Origin of the sequence: Rhodococcus sp. (in: high G+C Gram-positive bacteria), assembly GCF_049299235.1 — a bacterium.
Classification (GTDB): domain Bacteria; phylum Actinomycetota; class Actinomycetes; order Mycobacteriales; family Mycobacteriaceae; genus Rhodococcus.
In genome coordinates this window covers 1-17,038 of sequence record NZ_JBAQXC010000052.1, presented here as the reverse complement: position 1 = coordinate 17,038, position 17,038 = coordinate 1, and the positions used below count along the sequence as shown (strand labels likewise).

The 17,038-nt window shown below is 65.9% G+C and carries 14 protein-coding genes and 1 pseudogene; 8 read left to right on the top strand and 7 right to left on the bottom strand.

Translation table 11 applies throughout. The annotated features are described in order from the left end of the window. Positions 1-67: 67 nt before the first annotated feature. Positions 68-2,122, top strand: coding sequence for a M13 family metallopeptidase (locus WAX14_RS02845; protein WP_422626580.1), 2,055 nt, complete (start codon positions 68-70; stop codon positions 2,120-2,122). Positions 2,123-2,406: 284 nt separating this feature from the next. Here the strand turns inward: WAX14_RS02845 and WAX14_RS02840 are convergent, their stop codons facing one another. The 3 genes from WAX14_RS02840 to WAX14_RS02830 form a co-directional block, all read right to left on the bottom strand. Then, positions 2,407-3,012: an ISAs1 family transposase gene (locus WAX14_RS02840; RefSeq protein WP_422626577.1), complete on the bottom strand. Its 606-nt coding sequence runs from the start codon at positions 3,010-3,012 to the stop codon at positions 2,407-2,409. 271 nt (positions 3,013-3,283) lie between these two features. Beyond that, complete coding sequence (locus WAX14_RS02835) at positions 3,284-4,168, bottom strand: aldo/keto reductase (protein ID WP_422626576.1); 885 nt, start codon at positions 4,166-4,168, stop codon at positions 3,284-3,286. A 69-nt stretch (positions 4,169-4,237) separates the two neighbouring features. Beyond that, positions 4,238-5,287 carry an alcohol dehydrogenase catalytic domain-containing protein gene (locus WAX14_RS02830; protein ID WP_422626575.1) on the bottom strand — a complete coding sequence of 350 codons (1,050 nt, stop codon included), beginning with the start codon at positions 5,285-5,287 and terminating at the stop codon, positions 4,238-4,240. A gap of 101 nt (positions 5,288-5,388) precedes the next feature. On the opposite strand from WAX14_RS02830, the gene WAX14_RS02825 reads away from it, so the two are divergent. Both WAX14_RS02825 and WAX14_RS02820 read left to right on the top strand, forming a co-directional pair. Continuing rightward, positions 5,389-6,285: a helix-turn-helix transcriptional regulator gene (locus WAX14_RS02825; RefSeq protein ID WP_422626574.1), complete on the top strand. Its 897-nt coding sequence runs from the start codon at positions 5,389-5,391 to the stop codon at positions 6,283-6,285. 296 nt (positions 6,286-6,581) lie between these two features. Continuing rightward, positions 6,582-6,794 (top strand): annotated as a pseudogene (locus tag WAX14_RS02820) (hypothetical protein); the annotation flags it as partial. 2 nt (positions 6,795-6,796) lie between these two features. Here WAX14_RS02820 and WAX14_RS02815 read toward each other — a convergent pair. Beyond that, a complete protein-coding gene (locus tag WAX14_RS02815) occupies positions 6,797-7,960 on the bottom strand; it encodes a magnesium and cobalt transport protein CorA (RefSeq protein ID WP_422626573.1) in 1,164 nt (387 codons plus the stop codon). A gap of 302 nt (positions 7,961-8,262) precedes the next feature. On the opposite strand from WAX14_RS02815, the gene WAX14_RS02810 reads away from it, so the two are divergent. Then, on the top strand, positions 8,263-8,943 hold the full coding sequence (locus WAX14_RS02810) for a 3'-5' exonuclease (protein ID WP_422626572.1): 681 nt from the start codon (positions 8,263-8,265) through the stop codon (positions 8,941-8,943). Positions 8,944-8,955: 12 nt separating this feature from the next. On the opposite strand, the gene WAX14_RS02805 is transcribed toward WAX14_RS02810, so the two are convergent. Next, positions 8,956-9,843 (bottom strand): LuxR C-terminal-related transcriptional regulator, encoded by an 888-nt coding sequence (locus WAX14_RS02805; RefSeq protein ID WP_422626571.1) that lies wholly within the window; start codon positions 9,841-9,843, stop codon positions 8,956-8,958. A gap of 150 nt (positions 9,844-9,993) precedes the next feature. Between WAX14_RS02805 and WAX14_RS02800 the strand changes: the two genes are divergently transcribed. The 4 genes from WAX14_RS02800 (at position 9,994) to WAX14_RS02785 (ending at position 14,602) form a co-directional block, all read left to right on the top strand. Next, positions 9,994-11,610, top strand: coding sequence for an acyl--CoA ligase family protein (locus tag WAX14_RS02800; protein WP_422626570.1), 1,617 nt, complete (start codon positions 9,994-9,996; stop codon positions 11,608-11,610). A 19-nt stretch (positions 11,611-11,629) separates the two neighbouring features. Then, complete coding sequence (locus tag WAX14_RS02795) at positions 11,630-12,349, top strand: TetR family transcriptional regulator (RefSeq protein ID WP_422626569.1); 720 nt, start codon at positions 11,630-11,632, stop codon at positions 12,347-12,349. Between the two features lie 186 nt (positions 12,350-12,535). Next, the gene (locus tag WAX14_RS02790) at positions 12,536-13,693 is read left to right on the top strand and encodes an acyl-CoA dehydrogenase (protein WP_422626579.1); all 1,158 of its coding nucleotides are present in this window, start codon (positions 12,536-12,538) and stop codon (positions 13,691-13,693) included. A 60-nt stretch (positions 13,694-13,753) separates the two neighbouring features. After that, positions 13,754-14,602 (top strand): 3-hydroxybutyryl-CoA dehydrogenase, encoded by an 849-nt coding sequence (locus WAX14_RS02785; RefSeq protein WP_422626578.1) that lies wholly within the window; start codon positions 13,754-13,756, stop codon positions 14,600-14,602. A gap of 101 nt (positions 14,603-14,703) precedes the next feature. Here the strand turns inward: WAX14_RS02785 and WAX14_RS02780 are convergent, their stop codons facing one another. After that, complete coding sequence (locus WAX14_RS02780; protein WP_422626568.1) at positions 14,704-16,074, bottom strand: wax ester/triacylglycerol synthase domain-containing protein; 1,371 nt, start codon at positions 16,072-16,074, stop codon at positions 14,704-14,706. Between the two features lie 97 nt (positions 16,075-16,171). Beyond that, the gene (locus WAX14_RS02775; RefSeq protein ID WP_422626567.1) at positions 16,172-16,387 is read right to left on the bottom strand and encodes a hypothetical protein; all 216 of its coding nucleotides are present in this window, start codon (positions 16,385-16,387) and stop codon (positions 16,172-16,174) included. Positions 16,388-17,038: the final 651 nt, after the last annotated feature.

The window sequence follows — 17,038 nt, the reverse complement described above, 5'->3', positions numbered from 1 at the left end:
ATCGATCACGCGGTGGGCAGCCTCGACTTTGTACTCGGCGGTGAACGACCGGCGTTTACGAGGGGGCATGGTGGCATCCTTCCAGCGGGACCGGTGTCCCGCCAAATCGATGTCCACTTTCAGGGGGAAACCTCAACCCGCGGAGGAGACGTACGCGTCCACATCTCGGAACGCCGGCGAACTCGACAGCACCGTGAGTCCTTGCGTCGACTTCTATGCCTTCGTGAACAACAAGTGGCTGGAGAACACCGACATCCCCGCGGGGAAACGGAGTGTCGGCGCGGTCGACGGTGTCGATGAACAGGTCACCGGCGACCTACGGACGATGCTCCGGGCGGACGGTCGCTTCTCCGAGGTGAACGACCCTGACCTCGACAACGCGCGCGCGTTGTATGCCGAGGCGACCGATCGGCGCACCCGAGACTCGTTGGGCGCCGCCCCGATCGCCGACGAACTCGCCGCAATCGCCGCAATCGCCTCTCCTGCTGATATTCGCTCCTATCTGTTCCGGGACTCGGCGCGGAATCTGCAACCGTTGATCATGTTCGATCCGGGCCGGCCGACCGGTGACGAGGTGGCGACACCCAGCGTCACCCTGATGCTTCCCTATTTCGGACCACCGCCAGCGACCGGCGAGGTCGATCCCGCCGAACACGACAAAGCAGTTCGGCTGTTCCGAACCTACACCGACACGGCGCTGCGCCTGGCCGGAATCTCACCGTCCGACATCCCTCGAGAAACCGATCGCTACCTCGAGATGTCGGACGCCCTGAGCGCGGTCGACCGGGCCGACGACAGCTCGTCGACGTATGACGTCGCCCCGGTTCTGACACTCGAGGAGGCGACGACGTTGACCCCAGACCTGAAGTGGCAGGACTACTTCGACGCCGTGGACGTGCCAACCACGAGCGTGAGCTTGACCAATCCCAAGGCGCTGCAGGCCTTCGCCGAAGCGGTCGAGAAACTGCCGGTCGAGCAGTGGAGGGCCTACCTCACCATCAACCTCGTCGCCAAGACCTCTCCGTACCTCAGCAGTGAACTACTGGCAGCCAGAACAACCTTCGAGGCCAACTCGCGGGGGATCGCCCCGCCCGACCCCGACGCAGACTTCGACGAGGAAGCCCTCCATGGCGTGCTCTTCGCCGATCCCGCCCGCATGTCCCAGGCCTATGCGCGTTACGTGTTCGGCCCCGACGCGAAGCGGCGCGCATCCGAACTTGTCACACTGGTCAAGGATGCCTTCCGCCAACGACTTTCGAACGCACAATGGCTCGAGCCCGAGACACGGACGCGGGCGCTCGACAAGCTCGACCAGATCTCGATCGAGGTGGGCTACCCGGATGAGTGGCCGACTATGCCGGCATCGACTCCCACGTCGAAGGGTGAGTACTACCGGTCCATCCTGATGTCCCGGGAGAACAACTTCGCCTACTTGAAGGGGCTGGTCGGAAAGACGAAGGACGAGCTCGAATCAACCTCGGGAGGAATGGCGACCTACGGAACCAACGCCGCCTACAACCCGGTCACCAACTCGATCCAGGTCACGGCCGCGTTCCTGCAGCCGCCCTTCTTCGACGACAAGGACGACACGGCACTGAACCTGGGCCGAACCGGCTACATCATCGGACACGAACTGACCCATGCCTTCGACCGAGAGGGCAGCAAGTACGACGGCGCCGGCAACGAAGTGGAATGGTGGACCGCGCGGGACGCCGCCGAGTTCACCCGCCTGAACGAGCAACTGATCTCCCAGTACAACGCGTACACACCGATTCCGGAGAGGCCCGATCTGCACGTCGACGGGGAAGCCAGTGTCGGCGAGAACGTGGCCGACCTCGGCGGCATCAACACCGTCGCCGACATCGTCGACCGTCTACCCGAACGCGATCAGGTGATCGACGGCTACACCACCAGGCAATGGCTCTACATCAGCTACGCAAGGGTTCTGCGGAAGAAGATGATCTTGTCGGAGGCGGAAGCGCAGATGCACAACGAGCACCCGCTTCCCTCCGTCCGCGTCAACGGAGTGCTCGTGAACACGCCCGGCTTCGCCGACGCCTTTGGCTGCTCGCCCGGCGATCCGATGGTCAACGAATCGCAGGACCGCGTCGCCATCTGGTGATCGGGCCCCAGGGAGTGGACGCCGTGTCGCGATGACTGATGCACCCACTCACAACACGGTAGGCGTCCGGCCGCCACGTCCGGGCGACCGGACGCCAACCGCCTGACCGGCGCGGTCGATCGGGCCGCGACGGGGCCGTAGCGCGGCGGCGATATTGTCGTGGCCCGCGAGCCGGAGGACGCTGACGACGGTGTTGCGGATCGCGGCCATCACCCGAGGCGCGGTACCGGCACGGACAGCGGATCGGTCTTCACCGAAGGTGACATCACGAACCCTTCTCTGCACTACGGATGCCCGCGAACCCAGGCCGCGACCTGCAGCGGAGCAGCGGAGGTCATCGGCATCGAGGTGACCAGGTAGACGACCTCGACGGTCCGGCGGCCACCCCTGGTGACAGCGCGGCGAACCTGCAGGACCTGACAGGCGTACGGGAATCCGAGCCTGCCGGCGACTTCGGTGGCCTTGATCGTGCGCTGCTCGAGGCACCCGTGGCCACGCCCGCCGATCGAAGACGAGGCGGGAATCTCATTCCAGGGCAACGCCTTCAACAGGTCACGCAGGGCATGTTGGTTGTTCTTGACGGTGAACACGTAGTGCCCGCCGCGGCCGACGATGTAGTCAGCGGTGGACCGTTGGCAGTGCAACACATCCGCGGTGACCACCGCATCGGTGAGGTCGAGTACATCGAGAAGGTCGGTGATCAGCGGGATCTCGTTGGTCTTCGCGCCGACCTCGACCTGCCCGAGCACCACCCCGCTGCTCTGGTCCAAGGCAGCGAGCAGATGCGTGAGGTGCCCGGCGGCATCCTTCGCACCCCGCAACGTCTTGCCGTCGCGATCGACAGGATCACCGTGAGCCGGTGACGAACCGCGCTCACCGTCGGGTGTCATCCAGCACTGTCGTCGGTGACCTCGTCGAGCCAGGTCGTTTCCGGTGCGCCGGTGCCGTCGCTTTCCCAGATCGCCAGGTGTCCCATGAAGCGGTCCGCGGTGGCGCCGTGCCAATGCTCCTCCCCGGATGGGTCTCGAAGACGACACCGTCGCGGGTGCCGACCAACGCGACGCCGGAGACGATGCGCAGGGTTTGCCCGAGTACCTGGTGATGCCAGAACGTGCGGGTGCCGGGCGCGAACCGGACCAGGTTCATACGCACCAGGGACGGTCAGGCTTCGGGGATGGCGATGCCGAAGGTGGCCCGCGTGATGTCCTCGGGTTCGGGACCGCCACGGACCCCGGTGTCGAGAGCATCGATGGCGGCAAGTTCCGCGCCGGTGAGGGTGAAGTCGACGACGTCGAAGTTCTCCGCGATCCGCGTCGGCGTCACCGACTTGGGGATTACCTGCCGCCCGTGCTGCAGATGCCACCGCAACATCACCTGAGCCGCACTCTTGCCGTGTGCCCGTGCGATCGCGGTGATGGTCGGGTCGTCGAGGGTGGACCCGTGGGAGCCGTCCCGGTAAAACGTGATGCCGCCGATCGGCGACCACGCCTGCGAGACGATCCCGTGTTCCGCATCGACCGCGAGCAGTTCGGGTTGCTGAAAGTACGGGTGCACCTCGATCTGGTTGACCGCAGGCACGACCCCGGTGGCCTCCAGCAGACGGTTCAGATGCGCCGGCATGAAGTTGCTGACACCGATGGCCCGGACCTTACCGTCGGCCAGGAGCGTCTCGAGCGCCTTGTAGGAGTCGATGGTGAGGTCGAATTCGCCGGGCAACGCCTGGTGCAGGATCAGCAGGTCGATTCGGTCGACCCCGAGTTTGCGGGCACTCTTGTCGAAGGCGTGCAGGGTCGCGTCGTAGCCGTAGTCGCTGATCCAGATCTTTGTTTCCACGAAGACGTCCGACCGGTCGACGTCCGATCGCGCGATCGCCTCGCCGACGCCACGCTCGTTGCCGTACGCGGCGGCGGTGTCGATGTGCCGGTACCCGACGTCCAGTGCGGTGGTCACCGCGGCGAACGTCTGATCGGGTGGCGTCTGGTACACCCCGAATCCGAGGGCGGGCATGGCGATTCCGTTGTTCAGGGTGAGCTGCGGGATGGTCATGGACACCACGCTATGCCCGCCTGCTCGTGCGCGGGGAGATCCTGCCGATCCGGGTACTCCCGGTATCGGTCACGGCCGGACCGCCACCTTGAGTGCCTCCCGAGCATCCATCGCGGCATACGCCTGCGGAGTGTGGTCGAGGTCGTCGGTGCGGTCGAACACCCGACCCGGCTGCACGGTGCCGTCCAGGACATCCGGCAGGAGTTGCTCGATGTAGGCCCGCACGGGTGCCGGCCCGCCGGTCAGTGTGATGTTCGGGCCGAACAGACTGCCGAAGCCGACCGGCGCGTCCTCGTATTGTGGGACCCCGACCCGACTGATCACGCCACCGGGCCGGACGACGCCGACGGCCTGGTCGTAGGCGGGCCGGTGCCCGACCGCCTCCAGTACGATCTCGCTGCCGAGGCCGCCGGTCAGCTCCCGCACCGCCGCGATGCCCTCGGCGCCGCGTTCGGCCACCACCTCGGTGGCACCGAACTCGCGCCCCAGGTCGGTGCGGGCCCGGTGCCGGCCCATCAGCACGATCTGCTCGGCACCGAGTTGGCGGGCCGACAGCACCGCCAGCAGGCCCACCGCGCCGTCGCCGATGACGGTCACCGTGCTGCCGGAGCGGACCCCGCCGCGGACCGCGGCATGCCATCCGGTGCCATACACGTCCGACAACGTCAGCAGCGATGCCAGCAGCGCATCGTCGGCGTCCTCGCCGACCGGCGCAGGAACCAGGGTTCCATCGGCGAAGGGCACCCGGACCGTCTCGGCCTGACCGCCAGCCGTGCCCAGGCCGGCATCGTTCCAGAATCCGCCGCGGACGCAGGAGGTTTGCAGTCCGGCCCGGCAGTACACGCAGGTACCGCAGGACACCGCGAACGGTGCGATCACGAAGTCGCCGACCGTGACGGTGGCGACTTCCGGTCCGACGGCCTCGACGACGCCGATGAATTCGTGGCCCATCGACGTGCCGGCCGGATCGGCGGGCATCGAGTGGTAGGGGTGCAGGTCGCTGCCGCAGACGCAGGTCCGCACCACCCGCACGAGCGCGTCGGTGGGCACCGTGATGACCGGATCGGGAACGTCGATGACGCGGACGTCGCCGGCACCGTACATGTAGGTCGCTTTCATGCCGTCCAGTGCACTCCGGTTTGTCCTGCCCCGCCAGTGACGATCGATCCCGGTAATGGCAGTACCTCCCTCGACGGTGGGGAGATGCCTACGGTGGAGTCATGAGCACGGACGACCTGCGCACCGAGATCCGGGAGTTCCTGCGCTCTCGTCGAGCACGCATCACACCGGAGCAGACCGGGCTGCCCGCCTACGGCGGAAATCGCCGGGTGGCGGGCCTGCGGCGGGAAGAGGTCGCGCTACTCGCCGGGGTGTCGGTGGACTACTACGTGCGGATGGAACGCGGCAGCCTCGCCGGGGCGTCGGACGGTGTCCTCGAGGCTCTCGCCGGTGCCCTGCAACTCGACGACGCCGAACGCGACCACCTGCTCGCCCTGGCCCGGCAGGCCCAGGTACGCGCAACCCGGCGACCGCGGACCCCGGCGACCGCGGTGCGGCCCGCTGTCCAACAGGTTCTCGACGCCATCACCGAGGCACCCGCGTGGATCCGCAACGGCCGCCACGACGTCATCGCGATGAATCAGCTTGCCCGCGCGCTCTACTCGCCGGTGCTCGTCGATCCGCGGCGACCCGCCAACACCACCCGATTCGTCTATCTCGATCCGCAGGCCCCCGAGTTCTTCGTCGACTACGACCAGATCGCCAACGACGCCGCCGCGATGCTTCGTCTCGAGGCCGGCCGAAATCCCCACGACAGGGCACTGATCACCCTGGTCGGGGAACTGTCCACCCGCAGTGAGCTGTTCCGGCAGCGGTGGGCCTCGCACGATGTCCGTTTCCACCGCAGTGGACGCAAGCGCCTGCGGCACCCAGCGGTCGGTCAACTCGACCTCGACTTCGAAGCCCTGGAGATGCCGTCCGAACCCGGCCTGCAACTGAACATCTATACCGCGGCCGCCGGCACCTCCACCTTCGACGCTCTCAAACTCCTCGGCTCCTGGGCAGCCAGTCAGGACAACCTCGCCACCGAGCACCTCGCCCGGAACACGTCCCGTTGAAGCTCTGCGGCGCTCAGATCTGACCGCGTTCCCGCTCCGGCACCTCGGGCTCGGCCACCGTGGCGGTCCACGATCCGAGCCAGGCCATCGCCTCCGCCGTGCGGGAATCGGGTTCCATCGTACAGGCGTCGAACGGCGAACAGATCCGGCAGCACTGGAACGAGATCGTGGTCCGAGTTTCCGATGTACGCCGGTAGCGGCGCAACACCCAACCCGCTGCGCGCCGCAAGCCAGTGGCCGGTGATGTTGGAGATCTGCGCCGAGACCTTCTGCTGATGCGGCAGCGAATCCAGGATGCGCTGTGCCTCGACATCGATTGGGTCGTGGGAACCTGCATGGACCTCGGCGGTGAGGATCCGATGCGGATAGACTGCACCGAATCGTCCACGCAGGGCGAGAAGGTTACCGAGATCCTGCAGAACACCGACGACGTCAACGACTGCACGATCTCGGCGGGTGGTTTCGTCTATTCCGAACGCCGCTTCGTCGTCTGCACCGATTCGCCATAGACCTACAGCCAGCCGCGCCTGCGGAATATCCCGAACAAGCTACAGCACGTGATCACCATCATGAGCAGCGCGAACGGATATCCGCCGGCCCAGTGCAGTTCCGGCATGTTGTCGAAGTTCATGCCGTACACGGTGCCGATCAGCGTGGGTGCGAACAAGATCGCTGCCCACGCCGACACTTTCTTGATCTCCTCGTTCTGTGCATAGCTCGCCTGCGTCAGATTCCGCATCTCCTCGTTCTGCATCTGCGAAACGAGGGTCGCGTTGACGGTCAGGATGCTTCCGAGCAACTGACGGAAACCGTCGACCTGCTCCACCACGACGGTCGCGTGGTCCGTCACGTCTCGCAGGTACTTCTGCAGTTCCTCGTCGATTTGGTACTTCCCGAAGCCCGCGGACAATCCACCGAGCACCGCCAGCAGCGGCTTGGCGGCCCGCTGGAACTCGATGACTTCACGCGAGAGCTCGTAGATCCGGCGCGACACTCGCGGGTCGCCGCTGAACACTTCGGTCTCGATCTCGTCGATGTCGTTCTGCAGACCCGCGACCACCGGCGCGTAGCCGTCCACGACCGCGTCGAGGATCGCATACAGCACTGCTTCCGGGCCGCGCCGCAACAACTCCGGGTCGCATTCCATCCGATTCCGCACCGTCGACAGATCCGGCGATTCACTGTGCCGGACGGTGAGCACGAACGTGGGGCCGACGAACACGTGCAGTTCACCGAAGTCGACGCGTTCGAACTCGTCGACGTACCGCGCGGCCCGCAACACTACGAACAATGTGTCGCCGTACCGCTCGAGCTTCGGTCGTTGATGGGCGACGATCGCGTCCTCGACGGCGAGTCCGTGGAGCCCGAACTGCTCGGCCGCCTCGTACAACTGGGCATCGCTGGGCCGGTACATACCGATCCAGGCCATCGAACCGTCGGCCGATGTGCGCTTCAGTGTTTCGGCGAGGGTTCCTGGGGACGCTGTCCGGTGACCGTCCCGGTACACCGCACTGTCGACGACGCTGCTCCCGGCGCGAGATTTCCCCGATCGTTCCACCGGCCTCGCGACCCGGATATGTGTCGACGCATCGACGTTCTCGTTCTCGCCGACATCACCGGAGCCGGGCTCGGCTCGACGCGGCAGGGGGGCACGGGCTGGGCGGTTACGGAACATGACGGCACGACTTTCGCAGGACAGAGATCGGCGGCGGGATCGTTCCCGCTCGGGACGCACGCGGACAGCGATACCGCGCACGATCACTGCGTGCCGGGCCGCTGTCAGCCGGTACTCGGAGGTTGGCTGCTCATCTGAGCACCACCTCCTCTTCTCGTCCGGCATGCGAGCCGGGATAGTCGACCACCGAGAAGCATACGCCTGCGCCGCACTGCAAGCCCATTCGCCGAGATGTCGGTACCACCGGCCACAATGCCATCAGCACTACCCGCTGACGGCACGACACCACGGAGGTCCTTCGAATGATGCGCTGGCCCGACCGCCCGATCTGTGCATTCGATCTCGAGACGACCGATCGCGATCCGCGTACCGCGCGCATCGTGTCGGCGTGTGTGGCGACCTTGGACGGCGATCGGGTCGAGTCGAGAACATGGCTGCTCGATCCCGGCATCCCGATTCCGGCGGAGACCACCGCGATCCACGGGATCACCACCGAGCGGGCCCGCGCCGACGGGCAGGACTACGCGAGCGGATACGCGCAGATCCGGGATGCACTGTGTGAAGCGTGGGCGCGCGATCATCTCGTCGTCGCATTCAACGCGAGCTACGACCTGACGGTGGTCGACGCGGAAGGTCGACGGCTCGGCCAGGGCCCGCTCGTGACGGGCACGGTCGTCGATCCGTATGTGATCGACCGAGAGATGGATCGGTTCCGGCCCGGCAAGCGCACATTGCAGGCGGTGTGCGAGGCGTACGGGGTGGTGCTCTCCGCGGCGCACGAAGCCGAAGCCGACGCGCTGGCCGCGGGGTTCCTCACCCGCGCGATCGTCGCGCGGTTCCCGCAACTCGCCGATCTGGACATCATGGCCGATCAAGCCGCGTGGCACGCCGAGCGGCAACGAAACTTCGCCGAATATCTGAGCGGGCTGGGCCGTGACATCACCGACGTCGACGGTGCCTGGCCGATCCGCGGCACCGCATGACTTCTCGTCCGGTCAGGGCAGCAGCCCCCGCCGACGCGCCTCCACCACGGCCTCGTGGCGGCTGCGCACCTCCAGCTTTCCCATGAGGTTTCGCATGTAACTCTTCACCGTTTCGATGCTCAGTGCCAACCGCTCGGCGATCTCCGCGTTGCGGCATCCCAACGCCACGTATCCCAGCACGTCCCGTTCGCGTTCCGACAGGTGCGCTCCGGTACCGGCGGGAAAGTCACCGACCGTCAGGATGCGCAATTTCTCCCCGATGGCACTCAACTGGACTTCCAGCGCCGGGTCCGGTGTGCGCGCCGCGATCTCCCGCAGTGCCAGATAACTCTCGGTGATCCCCTCCGACACCGACGCCGAGACTCGCCGCGATCCGGCAACCGCGTCACGTGCGTTCTCGAGAAGTTCGATGCGGCGATCCACCTCGTCCCGGATCTCGATTTCTCTGGCCAGTGCCCGTGCTCCGGCCATCACCTGTTCGGCGACCGTGTCACCGATCGACGCATTGACCCGCAGCCCGCCATACATTGCGGCGCGGGTTCGGCCGCGTACCACTACGGGTGCGGCCAGCAACGATTCGATGCCTTCACGTGCCACGTGCCGGTCGTATTCGTGGGTGATGCGGTCGGACGCGAAGTAGTCGGCGATCACGACCGGGCGCTGCTCGGCGATGGCGCGGCCCCCGACACCGCATTCGGAGCTGATGACGAGGTTGCGCAGGATGTTGCTGCGGGTTCCGACGAAACCGGACAGGACCATGTCGTGGTCGTCGACGGCACCACCGAACAGGATGGGAAGCCCGGTGGAAATTTGCAGAAGCCGCAGTTGCGCGCGCAGGGCGTCGTTGTCGCTGGGTCGCAACCGACCGATGGGATCGGACGCGGTCCTTGCGCTGTTCATCGACGAATCCTTCCGGTAGCACTCCGCACAACTACCTTCTTCAGAGGGTAGCGGGGCGCCGATCGTGACTCATAGCCTGCAGGTATATCGGTGTCGCTTCCGTCACAGGGAGCGCACCCTCCTCACAGATCCACATACCCGGAGGTCCTCGTGTCCACGCCGACGGTGCATACCGCCAACCACTCGCCGCTCAGCCCGCTGCGGTTCCTGGAGCGCTCCGCGTCCGTGTTCCCGGACCGGGCGGCCATCATCCACGGCGATCGGCTCTACTCGTACGCCGAGTTCGCCGCGGAAACACAGCGGTTCGCGCAGGCCCTGCGTGCGCGGATCCGACCCGGTGACCGTGTCGCATTCCTGGCCCCGAACGTGCCGGAACTGCTGATCGCGCATTTCGCGGTGCCGTTGGCCGGTGGCGTTCTCATCGCACTCAACTCGCGACTGGCCGGACCGGAACTCGAATACATCCTGAATCATTCGGAGAGTTCACTGCTGTTCGTCGACTCCGAACTGGTCGGATCGGTATCCGGAGTGACGGCGAACGTCCCGTCCATCGGCGACATCATCGAGGTACCGGACTCGACCGTGCCGTACCCGGAGGTGCCCGCCGGTGTGATCACCGCACGCTACGACGAGTTCCTCGCCTCCGCCGATGACGATGCCGCGCCGCTGCCGTGGACGGTCGACGACGAACTGCAGGTCATCGCGATCAACTACACGTCGGGCACCACCGGTAAGCCCAAGGGCGTCATGTACACCCATCGTGGTGCGTACCTCAACTCGTTCGGCGAGACGTTCCACAACGGGTTCGACGGAAAAACGAAGTATCTGTGGACACTGCCGATGTTCCATTGCAACGGCTGGTGCACCCCGTGGGCGGTCACCGGAGCCGGCGGCACCCACATCTGCTTGCGCGCGGTGCGGGCCGACGTCGTGTGGGACGCCATCGACACCCTCGGTGTCACCAACCTGTGTGGTGCACCGGCGGTGTGTTCGACGATCGCGAACGCCGAGCAGACTCACGTTCTGGACCGGCCGCTGCGGATCACCACGGCAGGTGCGCCGCCGTCACCGACGGTGATCGCGCAACTCGACGCGATCGGCATCACCGTCGTACACGTGTACGGGCTGACGGAGGTGTACGGGCCGTACACGATCTGCGAGTACCAGGAGGCATGGGACGGCAAGTCCGCCGAAGAGCGGGCGGCGCTGCTGTCGCGGCAGGGTGTGGGCATGCTGCAGGCGGAGAACGCGCGCGTCGTCGATTCGGAGATGAACGACGTGCCCGCGGACGGGCAGACGATGGGTGAGATCGTGCTGCGCGGCAACAACGTGATGCTCGGGTACTACAAGGATCCGAAGGCGACCGCCGAGGCGTTCGCGGGCGGCTGGTTCCACACCGGCGACCTCGGTGTCATGTACCCGGACGGTTACATCCAGCTCAAGGACCGGGCGAAGGACATCATCATCTCCGGCGGCGAGAACATTTCGACGGTCGAGGTGGAGCAGGCCATCGTCAGCCATCCGGCGGTCCTCGACGTCGCCGTCGTCGGGGTCCCCGACGAGAAGTGGGGCGAGCGACCGCGGGCGTTCGTCATCCGGAAGAACGGCGAGACGGTCACCGCGGACGAGATCATCGCGCACGTGCGCACGCAACTGGCCGGGTACAAGGTGCCCCGCGACATCGTGTTCCCGCACGATCTGCCGCGCACCCCGACCGGCAAGATCCTCAAGTTCGAATTGCGGGCTTCACACGATGCCCAGGCGTGAACTTGGATAATCGACAACCATGACCTCCGGACCCGACACCGCGCACCGTTCCGAGTCGGCGGGACCCGACCCCGCCCAGTTCCGGGTGCACGTGGTCACGCAGGCCATCCGGTTGTTCTCCGAGTACGGCTACGAGTCGACGACGGTCGAGCAGATCGCGTCCGCGGCCGGGGTGTCCCGACGCACATTCTTCCGGCAGTTCCGGTCGAAGGAAGATGTGATCTTCGCCGACCACGAGTCGCTGCTCGAGCAGGTCGCCGCCTATCTGTCCGGGGAGTTCACCGACCCGTGGGCGGCGACCTGCGACGCCGCGCAACTGGTCTTCCGGCACTTCCGGGATCGGCGGGAGCTCGCGGTCTGGCGGTACCGGGTGGTACAGCGTGTGCCTGCGCTGCGCGACCGGGAGCTCGTCACCACCTACCGGTACGAGCGGTTGTTCACCGACTATCTGCGGTCCGCGACGCCGGGCGAGAAGCCGATCCGGATCGTCAGTTACGCGGCGGCGATCACGTCCGCGCACAACTATCTGCTGCGGGCGATGATCCGCGGGGACGAGACCGCGACGGTCGAGGCGCTTTCTCGCGAGTTGTTCGAGCTCCGTCGTACGTTCGGGGTCGTCCCCGGGGCGCAGGCGTCCGCCGCGGTCGCGACACCGCGTGCCGTGACGGTGCTGACCTATCCGGCGGGTACGTCGGCCGACGAGATCGCCGAGCAGCTTCGTCGTCAACTCGGTGGCTGACCTGCGGTCCCGTGTGCCTTTGTGGCCGCCCGAACAGCCACAAAGACACACGACTCACTTGCCCAGGCACTGAGTGCCGTGGTTAGAATTGGATGATTCCGTGACGTCACACACCCTCTGGCCGTTACAGTAGGCGCGGATCCACCCTCACGAATGGCACTGCGTGCCGATTGGAGTTCCACCCGCATGGCTCTCAACGCCGATTTCGATCTGTTCAAGCTCAGCGAGGAACACGACGCGCTGCGGGAAGCCATCCGCGCGCTGTCCGAGAAGGAGATCGCGCCCTACGCCAAGGACGTCGACGAGAACTCCCGCTTCCCCCAGGAAGCCCTCGACGCGCTCAACAAGTCCGGTTTCAACGCCATCCACGTGCCCGAGCAGTTCGAGGGTCAGGGCGCCGACTCGATCGCCGCGTGCATCGTCATCGAAGAGGTCGCGCGGGTATGCGGCTCCTCGTCGCTGATCCCCGCCGTCAACAAGCTCGGCACCATGGGGCTGATCCTCCGCGGTTCCGACGAACTCAAGGCGAAGGTGCTGCCGGACCTCGTGAACGGCGCGATGGCGTCCTACGCACTGTCCGAGCGTGAAGCCGGCTCCGACGCGGCGGCGATGCGCACCCGAGCGAAGGCCGACGGCGACGACTGGATCCTCAACGGATCCAAGTGCTGGATCACCAACGGCGGCAAATCCACCTGGTACACGGTCATGGCCGTCACCGACCCCGAGAAGGGCGCCAACGGCATCTCCTCGTTCATGGTCCACAAGGACGACGAGGGCTTCGTCGTCGGACCGAAGGAAAAGAAGCTCGGCATCAAGGGTTCCCCGACCGCCGAACTGTACTTCGAGAACTGCCGCATCCCCGGCGATCGCATCGTCGGCGAACCCGGCACCGGCTTCAAGACCGCACTCGCGACGCTCGACCACACCCGCCCCACCATCGGTGCACAGGCCGTCGGCCTCGCCCAGGGCGCACTCGACGCGGCCATCGCATACACCAAGGACCGCAAGCAGTTCCGCAAGCCGATCTCCGACAACCAGGGTGTGCAGTTCATGCTCGCCGACATGGCCATGAAGGTCGAAGCCGCCCGCCTCATGGTGTACACCTCCGCAGCTCGCGCCGAGCGCGGCGAAGCCAACCTCGGTTTCATCTCCGCAGCCGCCAAGTGCTTCGCATCCGACGTCGCAATGGAGGTCACCACCGACGCGGTGCAACTGTTCGGTGGCGCCGGCTACACCACCGACTTCCCCGTCGAGCGCATGATGCGCGACGCCAAGATCACCCAGATCTACGAGGGCACCAACCAGATCCAGCGCGTAGTCATGTCCCGCGCACTGCTCCGCTGAACCCGCGGCAGTACCTTCACCTGGACAGAATTTCGTCTCCGAGGAGTATTTTCCGTGGCAATTGAATTGGTAGGCGTGATCGGTGGCGGCACCATGGGTGCGGGCATCGCCGAGGTATGCGCCAAGGCCGGCAGTGACGTGATCGTGCTGGAAACAAGCGAGGAGTTCGCGACCGCAGCGCTCGCTCGCGTCACCACCTCGATCAACAAGGGCGTCACTCGCGGCAAAATCACCCAGGAGGACGCCGACGCCGCCGTCGCGCGAGTTCGGGTCACCACCGACATGACAGACCTCGCCGACCGCGACCTGGTGATCGAGGCGGCGCCCGAGATCGAGGCGCTCAAGGTCGACATCTTCACCAAGCTCGACTCGGTGGTGAAGCCCGGTGCGATTCTGGCGACCAACACGTCGTCGCTTCCGGTCATCAAGATGGCCCAGGCCACGTCGCGGCCCGGTGACGTCGTCGGCGTGCACTTCTTCAACCCGGTGCCGGTGATGCCGCTCGTCGAGGTCATCTCCGCGCTCACCACCGGCGACGAAGCAGCGAACGCCGTCTTCGACTACGTCAAGGACACGCTCGGCAAGACCACGGTCCGCGCCGGCGACCGCGCCGGGTTCATCGTCAACGCGCTTCTCATCCCGTACCTGACGTCCGCGGTGCGGATGCTCGAGTCGGGCTACGCGACGAAGGAAGACATCGACGCCGCCATGAAGGGCGGCTGCGGCTACCCGATGGGTCCGCTCACGCTGCTCGACACCGTGGGTCTCGACGTCGCACTGAACGCCGCGCAGGCGTTGTACGACGAGTTCGCCGAGCCGCACTACGCGCCGCCGGCACTGCTGCGCCGCATGGTCGATGCGGGCCGACTCGGCCGCAAGACCGGCGAGGGCTTCTACAGCTACAAGTAGTCGCTTTCGCGTGCACGCCCCCGCGGTTTCCGTCCGAAACCTCGGGGGCGCTGTGTTTCTCCCCGTTCGACAACGGTGGTGCGTCCACGTCGTGCGGCAAGTTATCGAGGTGGAAGTTCTGCCGCGATCTCGGCCAACGCCGCCTCCAAACACCGGACGTACCGGTCGATGTCCGGCACGGTCGCGGGTGCGGCGAGGATCGACAGGCTCGACTGGGGTCCCGCGCCGATCAAACCGTGGGTCAGACCGGCTTCCGCTGTCAGGGGCGGATACGCGGCGGAAAATGCCAACGGGGACCCCAGTAGTTCCAGCGGCATCGGACCGCCGAAATTGATGCTCGACACGACGGTATGCAGGTGCACCTCGCCGCGGCTTCGCGCCGCACCCGCCTTCTTGCGAATCTGGTTGGACACAAGCGGATACATCACGCTGGGTATCGCGTTCGCGAGCTTCAGATTCTCCACCGCGCGTTCGCCGGAACCACGCTCGATTCCCTGGTTCAGCGATTCCTGTATCGCAGCGGCACGTTCAGCGAGATTCCCGATCGACGGGTGCAGGTCGACGACGGCACCACCGATTCGATTGACGCCGAGGCTCTCCGGCGCTGCGGTCAACGCGATCGTGACCATGGCCGCCAGATCACCGGGGTGCCCACCGTCGCACTCGTCGAGAAAATCCTGCAGTGCCCGCGACACGACAGTCAGCAGTACTGCCGTCAGGGTCAAATCCTTCCGTTTCAAGGAGTCGACATCCAGGCGGAGTACGCGTGCGGTGCGACGATTGCCCGCTCCGCTGTTGACGATCGTCGCAGTCCGCCGGACTACCGGGGTCTGCTGGTCCCGTGCGGCATCGCGCTGCGCGCTGCGCACCATGCGCAGGTAGCGGACGATCGCCGACGGCGTCCGTGCCGCGCCGCGCACTGCCGCAACGAACCGGTTCACCTGCGTGCCGGCCGGTTCGATTCCCGGTACGGTCAGCGGTTCCTTCGGGTCACCGAACAACGCGAACGCCACCGCCGCGATGGACGGCCCACCCACGAGGGCGTGGCTGCCCTGGAGAACCACGATCGTTGCCGGACCAGTGGTGCCGGGAGCGTTCCGCACCTGATAGAAGACGTGGATGCGCCAGGCATGCGTCGCGGGATCCATCTGCATCGCAGCCAAGTCACCGATGGTGGCCAGAAAATCGTTCCATTCCAGGCCGACCCGATCGTCGTGTGACACTTGTTCCGCGAGGGGTCCTCCGACGACCCAGTACGGATAGTCCAGGTTGAACGGCACGTCGACGATTCGCCGGTTGAGTGTCTCGATGAACTTCGAGCGGTCGCGTAGGTGCGCGGCAACCTGCGTGCGGGTCGGCGGAGTACCCGACCCCGTGTCGAAAACCCAGAAGCCGACTCGGTCGAGATGTGGCCCGCGGCGCGATTCGAAGAGGTACGCTGCGTCGAGCGGCTTGAGTTGAGCGTGCGCCATGCCGAAACTTTAGATCCGCGACCACCCGACTGTTCACGTTTCCGTGCGGGTGGCGACAGTGGGCGAAATACCTGACACTACATAGTACTTACCGATACTATCCGAGCCCGTGCACATGGCCGCTTCCCTGAATATGGGCCTTGACCGCCGGCGTCATCTGCGGGACCCCGCTGTCGGGTCGGACGAACCACGCTCTGATCCATGACGGCTTCGCGGGGTCGGGTCCGGCAGCACCCAGGTCGTCGAGCGGTTCGGAGGCAGTGAAGCCCTCCGGTGCCAACGCGGCGGTCAGGTGCTCGACGACCTTCTTCATCGGTCGGGCTTTCCTCGTGACCACGATTGTCCCCCCTCGAAGTAGGCCCACATACTGACCGATCCGCTATCTCGGCGGCTCGGTCCGGGGTGGCCTGTACGGATGAAGTGCCGAACGAAGTCGATGACCGGTGTGTTTTGCTCGGTCAGGGCAGGGCGGAGCCGAGTTCGCGGCACTGCGCGGCGAGCGGCCACCGGAAGTTCTCGAGCTCGTCGGGATCCCGGTCGTCGAGCTCGTCGAGCCAGCCCCAGTTGAGCGCTGCCGGGTAGGCGGGTAGGCGGGTAGTGCGACCAGGTAGTCGCGGATCTCGGCAGGGTCGCAGTTCATTTCGCAGTAGGCCATGCCGGCCTCTGGATACAGGGCCTGGAGCAATGCAGCGGACGGATCCCACGAGTTCGGCGATGTCGGACAGAGCCTGCGGTTGCTGCTGTGTGTCGAGTATGCGGGGGAGAGTATTCGCTGTCACCGACAGATGTCAGTCGGGGTTTTTCATCTGGGCGGCGCGGTGGACCGGGAGTGTGCTGCGGATAGTGCCCCGTGGAGTGGTGGACTTCGGATCGGCTCGCGGGATGCGCGGTGATCAACGAGTCATGCGGAATACTATGCTGTTTCGCTCGCTCCGGTCAACGACAACACCGCCTCGGTAGCCTG